The sequence below is a fragment of the Rhizobium sp. NPDC090275 genome, from assembly GCF_044772225.1.
Lineage (GTDB): Bacteria > Pseudomonadota > Alphaproteobacteria > Rhizobiales > Rhizobiaceae > Rhizobium.
This window is the reverse complement of the sequence record NZ_JBIVYL010000009.1, coordinates 1-11,468: the sequence shown is the minus strand read 5'-3', so window position 1 is coordinate 11,468 and position 11,468 is coordinate 1. Positions and strand designations below refer to the sequence as shown.

General features: G+C 60.0%; 14 protein-coding genes. 12 read left to right on the top strand and 2 right to left on the bottom strand.

All coding sequences use genetic code 11. From position 1 onward, the window contains the following. Window positions 1-16: 16 nt before the first annotated feature. Together ACIQUB_RS21685 and ACIQUB_RS21680 are read left to right on the top strand one after the other, a co-directional pair. Window positions 17-784 (top strand): 5-oxoprolinase subunit PxpA, encoded by a 768-nt coding sequence (locus tag ACIQUB_RS21685; RefSeq protein WP_402932026.1) that lies wholly within the window; start codon window positions 17-19, stop codon window positions 782-784. Between the two features lie 53 nt (window positions 785-837). Beyond that, entirely contained in the window at window positions 838-2,043 is a 1,206-nt protein-coding gene (locus ACIQUB_RS21680; protein ID WP_402932024.1) for a pyridoxal phosphate-dependent aminotransferase, read from the top strand. 36 nt (window positions 2,044-2,079) lie between these two features. Here ACIQUB_RS21680 and nac read toward each other — a convergent pair whose 3' ends face one another. Next, window positions 2,080-2,985: a nitrogen assimilation transcriptional regulator NAC gene (nac, locus tag ACIQUB_RS21675; RefSeq protein ID WP_402932023.1), complete on the bottom strand. Its 906-nt coding sequence runs from the start codon at window positions 2,983-2,985 to the stop codon at window positions 2,080-2,082. A 234-nt stretch (window positions 2,986-3,219) separates the two neighbouring features. On the opposite strand from nac, the gene ACIQUB_RS21670 reads away from it, so the two are divergent. The 5 genes from ACIQUB_RS21670 to ACIQUB_RS21650 are packed head-to-tail and all read left to right on the top strand — an operon-like array spanning window position 3,220 to window position 7,076. Further along, window positions 3,220-3,987: an SDR family oxidoreductase gene (locus ACIQUB_RS21670; protein ID WP_402932021.1), complete on the top strand. Its 768-nt coding sequence runs from the start codon at window positions 3,220-3,222 to the stop codon at window positions 3,985-3,987. Next, on the top strand, window positions 3,984-4,688 hold the full coding sequence (locus ACIQUB_RS21665; protein ID WP_402932019.1) for an amino acid ABC transporter permease: 705 nt from the start codon (window positions 3,984-3,986) through the stop codon (window positions 4,686-4,688). The genes ACIQUB_RS21670 and ACIQUB_RS21665 overlap by 4 nt, the downstream gene beginning before the upstream one ends. After that, window positions 4,688-5,446, top strand: coding sequence for an amino acid ABC transporter permease (locus tag ACIQUB_RS21660; RefSeq protein WP_402932017.1), 759 nt, complete (start codon window positions 4,688-4,690; stop codon window positions 5,444-5,446). Before ACIQUB_RS21665 ends, ACIQUB_RS21660 begins: the two co-directional genes overlap by 1 nt. Further along, window positions 5,443-6,210 carry an amino acid ABC transporter ATP-binding protein gene (locus ACIQUB_RS21655; protein ID WP_402932015.1) on the top strand — a complete coding sequence of 256 codons (768 nt, stop codon included), beginning with the start codon at window positions 5,443-5,445 and terminating at the stop codon, window positions 6,208-6,210. Before ACIQUB_RS21660 ends, ACIQUB_RS21655 begins: the two co-directional genes overlap by 4 nt. A gap of 32 nt (window positions 6,211-6,242) precedes the next feature. After that, on the top strand, window positions 6,243-7,076 hold the full coding sequence (locus ACIQUB_RS21650) for an ABC transporter substrate-binding protein (protein WP_402932013.1): 834 nt from the start codon (window positions 6,243-6,245) through the stop codon (window positions 7,074-7,076). Window positions 7,077-7,175: 99 nt separating this feature from the next. Here the strand turns inward: ACIQUB_RS21650 and ACIQUB_RS21645 are convergent, their stop codons facing one another. Continuing rightward, a complete protein-coding gene (locus tag ACIQUB_RS21645) occupies window positions 7,176-8,108 on the bottom strand; it encodes a LysR family transcriptional regulator (RefSeq protein ID WP_402932011.1) in 933 nt (310 codons plus the stop codon). Window positions 8,109-8,228: 120 nt separating this feature from the next. Here ACIQUB_RS21645 and ACIQUB_RS21640 point away from each other — a divergent pair, with 120 nt between their 5' ends. The 5 genes from ACIQUB_RS21640 to ACIQUB_RS21620 form a co-directional block, all read left to right on the top strand. Beyond that, window positions 8,229-9,065, top strand: a complete 837-nt coding sequence (locus ACIQUB_RS21640; RefSeq protein WP_402932009.1) for a transporter substrate-binding domain-containing protein — start codon at window positions 8,229-8,231, stop codon at window positions 9,063-9,065. Window positions 9,066-9,085: 20 nt separating this feature from the next. Next, window positions 9,086-9,784, top strand: a complete 699-nt coding sequence (locus ACIQUB_RS21635) for an amino acid ABC transporter permease (RefSeq protein ID WP_402932007.1) — start codon at window positions 9,086-9,088, stop codon at window positions 9,782-9,784. Next, on the top strand, window positions 9,784-10,494 hold the full coding sequence (locus ACIQUB_RS21630) for an amino acid ABC transporter permease (RefSeq protein ID WP_402932005.1): 711 nt from the start codon (window positions 9,784-9,786) through the stop codon (window positions 10,492-10,494). The genes ACIQUB_RS21635 and ACIQUB_RS21630 overlap by 1 nt, the downstream gene beginning before the upstream one ends. Next, entirely contained in the window at window positions 10,491-11,222 is a 732-nt protein-coding gene (locus tag ACIQUB_RS21625) for an amino acid ABC transporter ATP-binding protein (protein ID WP_402932003.1), read from the top strand. The genes ACIQUB_RS21630 and ACIQUB_RS21625 overlap by 4 nt, the downstream gene beginning before the upstream one ends. Before the next feature lie 22 nt (window positions 11,223-11,244). After that, on the top strand, window positions 11,245-11,468 hold a 224-nt coding region (locus ACIQUB_RS21620), incomplete at its 3' end, for an ATP-binding cassette domain-containing protein (RefSeq protein ID WP_402932001.1).

The window sequence follows — 11,468 nt, the reverse complement described above, 5'->3', positions numbered from 1 at the left end:
CTGAATGGAGGAAACCATGAAGATCGATCTGAATTCCGATATGGGAGAGGGCTTCGGTCCGTATCGGCTTTGCGACGACGAGGCCATGATGGGTGTCGTCTCATCCGCGAACATTGCCTGCGGCTTCCATGGCGGCGAACCGGACACGATGGCGAAAATGGTGCGCCTCGCCAGGGAAAACGGTGTCGGGATCGGTGCTCATCCTGGTCTTCCGGACAGAGCGGGCTTCGGCCGCCGCGAGATCGCCTATCAGCCTGATGAATTACGCCAGCAGATGATCTACCAGCTCGGCGCGCTCCAGGCCATCGCGCGCGCAGAGGACATGACCGTCGGCCACTTTTCATTTCATGCGGCGATGGGCAACATGGTCAATCGCGATCCGGCGCTTGCCGACCTGATGATGGATGCGATCGCCAAGGTCGACGCGCGGCTGGTGGTCTTCGTCACCCCCGACAGCGAGATTGAACGGGCAGCGAAACGCGCTCGGCTGAAGACATTGTCGCTGTTTCTCGCCGACCGCGCCTATGATGCCGCCGGCAAGCTTGTCGCTCGCGGTCTTCCCGGTGCACTCGTCAAGGATGAACGCTCAGTGCGCGCCCGCGTGCGGCGCTTCCTCACCGAGGGTAAGATCGAGGCGATCGACGGGACCATCATCGACATGCCGGCACGGTCCATTCTCGTGCACAGCGACACGCCTGGCTCGCTCGAGCTTGCCAAGCTGATCCGGGAAGAGATCGCTGCAGCCGGAGCCAAACTCGCATCGGTTGCCGAACTCGCATCCTGACCCCCTCCATCTCGTCCAAGTCACACATCTTCCCCAACGTGAAAGATCTGACCATGCCTTCCATAGCCGACCGCCTGAAGAACGTTTCCGTTTCCGCATCCGCCGCGATGACCCAGCGTGCCCGCGAACTTGCCGCAGATGGGATCAAGGTGGTGAGCCTGTCGTCCGGCGAACCGGATTTTCCGACGCCTGAGCACGCGATCGAAGCCGCCCATGCCGCAGCGCTTGGCGGTGACACCAAATATCCGCCGATGGACGGCACATTGGCGCTGAAGACGGCGATCGCGCGGAAGTTCAAGCGCGACAACAACCTCGACTACGATACCAGCCAGATTATCGTTTCCGGGGGCGGCAAGCAGGTGATCTTCAATGCGATGCTTGCCACCTGCAATCCGGGCGATGAGGTCGTCATCCCAACCCCGTCATGGGTCAGTTATGCCGACATCGTTAAGTTTGCCGGCGGAAGGCCGGTGCCGGTGCCGTGTTTTGAAGAAGCGGGTTTCAAACTGCGCGCCGAGGACCTTGAAGCTGCGATCACACCGCGCACCAAGTGGCTGCTCCTGAACTTCCCCAACAATCCCACGGGCGCGGCGTGTTCGCGTGCGGAAATGGCTGCGATCGCCGAGGTGATGCTGCGTCATCCCGACACCTGGATCCTTACGGACGACATCTATGAGCACCTTGTCTATGACGACTTCGAGTTCTGCACCATTGCCGAGGTCGAGCCGCGGCTTTACGATCGCGTGCTGACGATGAACGGGGTTTCGAAGGCCTATGCAATGACGGGCTGGCGCGTTGGCTTCTGCGCCAGTGGCTCGAAGCAGTTGATCGGCGCCATCAGCAACGTCAATGGCCAGAACAGCGGCGGTATCTCCACCGTCGCGCAGGCTGCTGCCATCGCCGCCCTGAACGGTCCGCAGGATCTGCTAAAGGAGCGTGCCGGCATCTACAAGGAGCGCCGCGACTTCGTGGTCGACATGCTGTCGAAGATCGATGGTCTTCGCTGCCACAAGCCTGAAGGCGCCTTCTATGTCTATCCCAACATGGCGTCGCTGATCGGCAAGACGACCAAGGGTGGGCGCAAGATCGAGAGCGATGTCGATTTCGTTATGGCGCTGGTCGAAGAGCATCACGTCGCCACCGTCCAGGGCGCGGCTTACGGGATGAGCCCGTATTTCCGTATCTCCTACGCGACGAGCATGGAAATGCTGCGCGAGGGCTGCGCCAGGATCGCGCAGTTCTGCAACGACATGCGTTGATCGCACAGACAAACGAGCCCGCTTCCTAGCGGGCTCCTATTGCTTCAGGCGCTCGGTCAGTTCGACCAGGATATCGCGTACCGCAAGCGCAGGCTCCGACAAAGCATTCTGATCGGACGTGCAAAGCGAAAGCGTTTCCTCGATCCGCGGCGACACCACACGGCAGACCAGCGGCTCGTTCGATTCCGTGACGATACGGTCGGCAATGGCCTTCGGAATGATCGTTGCCCCAAGGCCGCTGGACACGGCGCGTGCCAACGTCCGCACCACTTCCACCTCGGCCACCACCTTCAGATTGATCTTGCTGCGGGTAAAGGCGGTTTCGATGGCGCGCCGGACGAAATTGTAGGAAGGCGGCAATAGGAGCGGTACGCCGTCGAGCGCACTGAGCGGAAGCGGCTTCGTGTCCGCCTCGATCGAGAAGTCCAACGGCGCGACGAGGTAGAATTCCTCGCTGAGGATAGGCTCGAACCGGACACCCTTGATCGGACCGATGCCGTGAATGAGCGCCATTTCCAGCCGACCGTTCATGATCATCTGGCTGTAGGTCTGTCCGACGCTTTCCGTAAGATGCAGCAGAATGCCCGGGTGGCGTTTGCGTGTCTCAGCCAGAAGCTCGACGGACAGCATGGCGGCGCTGCTGAACGGCACAAGGCCGACCGAAACGCGGCCCGCCAGCGAGTTTCCCGCAGCCGATGCATCGGCCTGAGCCTGTTCCATCTGCCGCAGAATGATCTGTGCATGGCGGTAAACGGCGTGGCCGGCATCGGTCATGCTGACACCCTGCTGGCTGCGGATGAGCAGCTTCTGGCCGAAATGCTCCTCAAGCGCAGCGAGCTGCTGGCTCAGCGCCGGCTGGGCAAGGTGCAGGATGTCGGCGGCCCGCGTGATGCTGCCGCTGTCGACGATGACGATGAAGGATTTGAGGCGCTTGATATCCATTATGGGGCCGGGCGTTCCAATGCTTTTTGCGTCCGATCTTACTGTCGTTGACGGGTTTTGCAACGCGAACTGCCGACCGTCTCCACCGAACCGTGGGTCGTCGGTAGCCGGAATTCGGCAGGAAGGGTAGAGCCCTTCTGGTCCATAAGACTTGCTTATTAGGTCAGAAATAATCGGTCTTAGGCAAGGGTCTAAAGCTCGGTTAAAGTCCGGGATAACAACAAGGGAACCGATATGCCTTTCGCAGATTACAAGACAGCATTGGTGACTGGAGCGTCGTCGGGCATTGGCGCCGCAGTGGTTGAGCGCCTTCGTCGGGAGAATATCGAGGTGCACGCCGTCGCCCGAAGCGAGCAGGCGCTAAACGAACTTGCAGCCCGCACCGGATGCATCGCGCATGCCATCGACGTCACCGACCGTCGGGCGATCGCCGATCTTGCCGGACGCGTCGATTTCGACATCCTCGTCAACAATGCCGGCGTCGATCGGCCGAAAAAGTTCCTGGAAGCCGACGAAGGCGATATCGACCTGCTCGTCGACGTCAACCTGCGCGCTGTCCTGCACATCTGCCGTCTGATCGTGCCGGGGATGGTTGCGCGCGATCGCGGCCATGTCATCAACATCTCTTCGATCGCCGGCAACTACAATTTCGGTGGCAACTCGACCTACCATGCCGTCAAGGCTGGGGTGGCCATGCTGTCGAACCAGCTTCGCATCGATGCCTTCGGCAAGCGCGTCCGCGTGACCGAGGTCTGCCCGGGCCGGGTTGCGACCGACATCTTCAACCATGTGCACGGCAACGACCCGAGCGTTCGCGAGCGCTTCATAGACGGTTTCGAGCTGCCGCAGGCAGGTGACATTGCCGATGCGATCGCCTTTGCTATCGCCGCCCCTGTCGCCGTCAACATCGGCCACATGGAAATCACGCCGACCCTTCAGGTGATGGGTGGTCTGCAGACGGCAAAACCCCAGCCGCAGGTCGACGAGAGGACCAAGCCGTGAGCGGGTTCGATCTCTCGGCGATCCTGTCCAATTCGGAATTCCGCTCCATGCTTCTGCATGGCGTCGAGATGACCTTCGTTATTTATGCAGGCTCATGGGTTCTGGCGATGACGCTCGCAATCCTGCTTCTCGGCTTGCGGATCTCACCCTTGAGTTTCGCCGATCCGGTCGTGAAGGCCTACGTATCCTACCATCGCAACGTGCCGACGCTCGTCCAGCTGATGCTCTGGTATTTCGGCATCTACACGCTCATGCCGGATGCCGTGACTGGGTGGCTGGCCAATCACAATGCCGAAGCAGTTTTCGCGGTCATCGGTCTGGGCCTTTGTCAGGCTGCCTACTTCAGCGAGGATCTTCGGTCGGGCTTGCGCGCCGTCAGCCCCGGCCAGATGGAGGCCGCCAAGGCGCTTGGACATGGCTATGTTTCCGCGATGCGGTTCGTGATCATGCCGCAGGGTGTTCGTAACGCGCTGCCGCCACTGATCAATCACTCGGTATCGCTCTTCAAGAACAGCAGTCTTGCAATTGTCGTCGGCGCGTCCGAGCTCACCCATGCCATCAAGGAAATCGACAATGTCAGCTTCAGGACCTTCGAGATCTACCTCATCGGCACACTGATCTACCTGTTTTTCTCGCTCGTCATCATGGGCGCAGGTGCAATCATCTCGATGCGTGCTGATCCCGCCATGAGGGCCCGGTGATGATCCTGGATATCGTCAACATCATCAAGGATTACTGGCTGCTACTCCTGATCGGCCAATATCCGAACGGTCCGCTCGGTGGCCTTGTCAATACGCTGGTCTTGTCAGCGCTTGCCATTGCGCTGGCCTTCCCACTGAGCATCCTGTTTGCGCTTGCCCGGCTTTCGAAGTTCGCCATTGTGAGATGGCCGGTGACTGGTCTGGTTTACGTTACGCGCGGCGTGCCGCTGCTGATGCTCATCCTCTGGTGTTATTTTCTGGTGCCGCTTTGGACTGGTGCGGATGTGCCGAGCTTTTGGATCATGCTTGTAACGCTCGTGATCTACGAGGGTGCGTTCCTGAGCGAGGTTGTGCGGGCCGGGATCGTTTCGCTCGGGGCAGGGCAGATGGATGCCGCTCGGGCTCTCGGCCACAGCTACATGGGCGCTATGCGCTACGTCATCCTGCCGCAGGCCCTCTACAACATGATCCCGAGCATGATCTCGACCTTCGTCTCGACGATTAAGGATACGACGCTCGGCTATGTGATCAACGTGCCCGATCTGACCTTCGCCGCAAGCCAGGTCAATAACCAGCTACTGACGCAGCCGTTCCAGGTCTTTCTGGTTCTTGCCCTGCTCTACTACGCACTGTGCTGGACGCTCACCTTCGCTGCCAACAGCGTCGAAAAGCGCATCGCCCGCCGCCGCGCCGGCCCGGTCAATGCTCGCCTGCCAGCCGACAGCCTGCACCTCAAGACACTCACGGAGCAACTATGACCGCGCCTCAGTCAACACCGCAGGATGGACAGGCAATCCGCCTCGCTGCAGTCAGCAAGAGCTACGGTGACTATCAGGTCCTCAAGAACATCGACGCCGAGGTCAAGCGCGGTGAAGTGGTCGTGATTTGCGGGCCGTCGGGCTCAGGCAAATCGACCCTTATTCGCACCGTCAACCGTCTCGAAGAGATCAACAGCGGCGCCATCGAGTTCGAGGGCCAGAACATCCACGCGAAGATGCGCGCTTCGGAGCTAAATCAGCTGCGCAGCCGGATTGGTTTTGTCTTCCAGAGCTTCAATCTCTTCCCGCACCTCTCCGTCCTCGAAAACGTCTCGATGTCGCCGGTCAGGATCAAGGGCGTTGCGCCGGATGTCGCGCGGACAAAGGCACTCACCTTGCTTGATCGTGTCGGCCTGGCCGACAAGGCAAACGCCTTTCCAGCACAACTTTCAGGCGGGCAGCAGCAGCGCGTAGCGATCGCGCGTGCGCTCGCCATGGAGCCGCCGGTGATGCTGTTCGACGAGCCGACGAGCGCGCTCGATCCGGAAATGGTCGGCGAGGTGCTCTCGGTCATGAAGAACCTTGCCGCCGAGGGAATGACTATGCTTTGCGTGACGCATGAAATGAATTTCGCCCGCGATGTCGCAGACCGGATCTGGTTCATCGACGCCGGTGAGATTATCGAGACCGCCACGCCCGACGAATTCTTCAAGAATCCCCGCCACCCGCGCGCCCAGCGTTTCCTGTCTGACCTGCGGCACTGACGGGCAAGACTTCATAACAACGGAGAACAGCAATGAACTGGAAATGCATGACAGTCGGCCTGATGCTGGCCGGCGCCGCGGCGCTCCCTGCCAAGGCGGATCAGCTCGACACTATCCTTGCCAACAAGACGCTGCGTTGCGCGACCTATGCCGACGTCCCGCCCTTCTCCTCTCCTGATCTGAAGACCCGCGAAATGGTCGGCTTCGACGTCGATCTGTGCAAGGCCGTCGCCCGTGAGCTTGGCGTTGCCGCTGAAATCAAGCCGATCTCGGTCGAGGCCCGCGTATCGGAGGTCAAGCTCGGCCGCGTCGACATCACTGTCGCGAATCTCGCTTATACCCAGAGCCGCGCCGAACAGATCCAGTACAGCGACCCATACTACATGGCCAAGGAAATGCTGATGGTGCCTGCCGACGATCAGGGCAAGACCAAGGCCGACTACAAGGGTCAGCGCCTGGCCTCAAGCAAGGGATCCACATCCGAACTGTCCATCAAGCTCAACAAGTCCGAGCCGCTAACCTTCCAAGATACGGGTTCGGCCTACCTCGCTCTTCAGCAGGGCAAGGCGCGTGGCATGGTCGCCAACACGATGACCATCACCAAGCTCGTCAACGAATCCCAGGTGCGCGGCAAGAAGATGCGGATGATTGAGGACCCGATGCTCTACCAGCCGATCGGCATCGGCATGCAGAAGGATCAGCCTGCGCTGACAGCGAAGGTCAACGAGGTCCTGCACAAGCTGGACAGTTCCGGTGAGATCAACAAAATTTGGGACACCTGGCTAGGGCCGAACACCGAGTACAAGATGACCCGCACCGATAAGGTCGTTCCACTTTCGGAACTGAAATTCGATCCGATCCCGTAAACGAGTTGGCTCGGCGCGCCCGATATCCACGTTGGTTTACGATTGCGAGGCGGCAGGTATTCCCTGCCGTCTTGGCATTTCCCGGGCTGGACAGCGATATCATTTCTGCTCGGCTTGAATGCAGGACCAGTTTCCCTGTTCGCCGAGATCACGTACGACCCCGAGCAGGATGTTCCTGACCTCGATGACGGCCTTGGTCTGGGGATGATCGACCGGGCTGTCGAGAACCAGGCGGCGGGTAAATCCCTTGCCGGCAAGCGGCAACGCCGACAGATCGCCTTTGACGAAATCTTCGAAGATTGCCCCGCGCCCAAGCACGGTGAATCCGAATCCGGCGCGGATAGCAGCCTTGGTGCTCGACAGGCCCTCGATTTCACGAACGAGATTGATCTCCTTTGCAAGGATGAGCGCCTCGCGTTCAAGCAGGATACGGATGCCGTGGCGGCGGGTCGGAAGAATAAGCGGAAGCTCGAGCGTCTGGCTGATCGAAATCGGGGATTCGCCCTTGCTGAAATGTCCGGCCGGACCGACGGCATAGAGCATCTCGTCGAACAGCGGAAACGCGGTCGCACGGGCGACCTCGCCGAGGTTGACGGCGAGATCATGCGCCTTGGTCTCGATGGACGCGCGCAAGGTTTGGCTGTCCCCTTCGCTGATCTTCAGCCGGATCTTCGGGAAGCGTGCCTCACAGATCTTGAGAATGGGGACGGCGATCAGGGGGGCGATCGATGCAAGCACGCCGAGAGACACATCGCCGGTCGGGTTCTTCGCCTGTTCCTTTGTCGCGGCTTCCGCTTGGTCGATAGCCTTGAGGATCGCCTGCGTGTGCGCCAGAAGCGTCGTGCCGGCTTCCGTCACCACTACGCCACGCGGTGTGCGGGTCAGCAGCTGGACGGAAAGCTGCTCCTCAAGCGAGCGCATATGCAGACTGAGCGCGGGTTGGGCGACGCCCAACTCATGCGCGGCTCGCGTAAACGAGCCAAACTCGGCGATCTTGGAAAAATATCGCAGCTTGAGGAGATCGAGTGCCACGCTGTCTGCTATGCCTCCATAACGAATATTTATAACCGCCATCTTCAATATATATTTGTGAGAATAGCGCAAGCGTCATAGATGAATAGCCAGCGAGAGGACGCTCTGTAGGAGGACATCATGAGCTTTGCGAGACTGCTTGCCGCTTCCGTTATCGGAATCGCAGCGCTGACCCATTCCGTTTCTGCCAGCCAGCTGGACGATGTGAAGAAGGCCGGAAAGATCACCTGCGGCGTTCTGACAAACTCACCGCCGCTTGGCTTCCAGGACCCCAAGACACGGGAGCCGGCCGGTTACGAAATCGACATTTGCCGGCAGTTTGCCCAGTCGATCGGTGTCACGGCCGAGCTTGTCGCCGTTTCACCGCAGACCCGCATGGCCGAACTGGTGCAGGGTCGCGTCGATGTACTTGCCTCGTTGCTCAGCTACAGCAAGGAGCGCGCCGAACAGGTGGACTTCAGCGGCGCGTATATCGCCGAGGACTTCAACTTCGTGGTTCTCGACCAATCCGACATCAAGAAGGTCGATGACCTCTCGGGTCAGCGCATTGGTCTCGTCAAGGGCTCCGTCCTTATCCCGCTGACGGAAAAGCGGCTTTCGGATGCCCGCGTCCTGTCTTTCGAAACGAGCGCTGCCTCGTTCCTCGCCCTCCAGCAGGGCAAGGTGAAGGCGACCGTCTATCGCTACTCCGAGGGGAAGGCCGTAGAGCGCAATGCCGGCGACGGCATCAAGGCGCTTCGCTTCCTGGAGGAGCCGCTTCTGTCCATGCCGTCGGGTTTCGCCTTCCGCAAAGGATCGCCCGAACTGGTCAAGGCCGCCAACGACTTTCTTGCGCAGCTCGAAAGTTCGGGCGAGGGCCAGAAGCTCTATGACAAGTGGCTTGGCAAGGACTCGGACCTGAAGTCAACTCGCAAGTTCGAATTCGGTAAGCCGCAGGAAACCTGGTTTACCAACTGATCTTTCCAAGGCCTAATTGCATGGGTTACCAACTCGACTTCGGCAAGGTCCTGCAGGGCCAGTATCTCGACATGATCCTGCAGGGCCTGGAGACAACGATGATCCTTTTCGTTGTCTCCTGGGTCCTGGGGCTGGTCCTCGCGATCATCCTGACCATCGTTCGGGCAACCGAATTCAAGCCAACCAACTTCCTGGTCGCAGCCTTTGTCGAGTACCATCGCAATGTGCCGATCCTGATCCAGCTCTTCGTGTGGTATTTCGGCTTTGCGGTCATCCTGCCGGACAGCATCAACGATTTCCTCAACGATATCGGCGCGGAGATGGGGTACGCGATCGTCGCTCTTGCCCTCAACAAAGCCGCCTACATGTCGGAGGACTTCCGCAGCGGGCTTCGCTCGATCCATCCGGCTCAGATGGAGGCGGCAAGGTCGATTGGCCTGACCTATCTCGGGGCGATGCGGTGGGTCATCCTGCCCCAGGCCTGGCGGCTGGCCTTGCCAGCGCTGCTCGGCCAGACGCTGATCCTCTTCAAAGCGACCAGCCTCGGCGCGGCGATCGGTGTTGCCGAACTCTCCTATCAGGCGCGGTATGTGGAGGAGCAATCCTTCCGGATTTTCGAGGCGTATGGGGTCACCACGGTCATCTACATGGCGATTTCCTTCGCGATCATGTGGGTCTCGTCTTTGCTCGAAAAGCGCTTCCAGTTGCGGGTCAAGTGATGTTGGAAATTCTGCAAGAATATGGATTGATGCTGCTCATCGGCGAATATCCGCATGGCAAGCTCGGTGGCCTCGCGCTGACTTTGATCATTTCCTTCGTCAGCCTGTTCGCCACATTTCCCTGCAGCGTTCTCGTGGCGCTGGCGCGCACCGGAGACGTGGTCTGGCTTCAGAAGCTCGCCGCCGGCTTCGTCCATTCCGTGCGGGCGATCCCGTTGCTGATGCTGATTTTCTGGGCTTATTTCGCGCTGCCGATGCTGATCGGCTTTCCGATCGACGCGACGGTGACGCTGGTTGTCGCCATAGTGATCTACCAGACCGCCTATCTCGGCGAGATCGTCGCCGCCGGGATCAAGGGGCTGCCGAAAGGGCAGGTGGAGGCTGCGAAGGCATTGGGTCTAGGCTATGTGCCGACGACGTTCAGGGTCATTCTCCCGCAAGCGCTCTTCAACGTCATTCCCGGCATCATCAACCAGCTGACGACGATCATAAAGGAGAGTTCGCTCGGCTCGATCATCGCGGTGTCCGAACTGTCCTACGTGATGCTGCAGGTGAATTCGAACGAGGTGACCAAGCCGCTGCAGATCTTCGGTATCCTGGCCGCGACCTACTTCATCCTGTGCTTCTGCCTGTCGCAGGCGACGAACTGGCTCGAGCGTCGCATCGCCAACAAGCGAACGGGCCGCGTGTTCGTGGAGGCGCTGGCATGATCGAGTTCAGCAATGTGTCCAAGTGGTTCGGCGCACTTAGGGTGCTTACGTCAATTTCGGCAACGGTGCCGAAAGGCAGCACCGTCGTGTTGTGCGGTCCCTCGGGCTCCGGCAAATCCACGCTGGCGCGGACCGTCAACCGGCTGGAGCCGATCCAGGAAGGCACGATCACCATCGATGGCGCCGACATCCACGCCGCCGGCGTCGATGTCAACACGCTTCGCACCGGCATCGGTTTCGTCTTCCAGCAGTTCAACCTCTTCCCGCACCTGACCGTGCTCGAGAACGTCATGCTGCCGCTGCAGCGCATTCGCAGGCAGTCGCGCAAGCAGGCGGAGCCTGCGGCCATGGACATGCTCAAGCGTGTGGGGCTAGCAGAGCGTGCCAAGTCGCTTCCGGCTGATATCTCCGGCGGCCAGTCGCAGCGCGTCGCCATCGCGCGGTCGCTTGTGCTAACGCCTGGTGTGCTCGTGCTCGATGAGCCGACATCGGCGCTCGACCCGGAGATGGTCGGCGAAGTCCTCAAGCTTCTCAGGAAGCTCTCGGAAGAAGGCATGACGATGATGTGCGTGACCCATGAGATGGGCTTTGCTCGCGAGGTGTCAGACAGGATCTGGTTCCTGAAGAAGGGCGAACTGAAGTTCAACGGGGAGCCGGCCGCGTTCTTCTCAGACGACGCGCCGGACGAGGTTCGTTCGTTCCTCGCTGCCGTCAACCGCACCCGCTAGCAGCCGTTTCTGGATCACGCTCATGTCAGACACCATACCCGCCGTCGATATCGTCAACCTTCAGAAATGGTACGGCGATTTTCACGTGCTTCGCGACATCAACCTCAAGGTCATGCGTGGCGAGCGCATCGTTATCGCCGGCCCTTCGGGTTCCGGCAAGTCGACGATGATCCGCTGCATCAACCGTCTGGAAGAACACCAGAAGGGCCAGATCATCGTCGATGGCACGGAACTGACCAACGACCT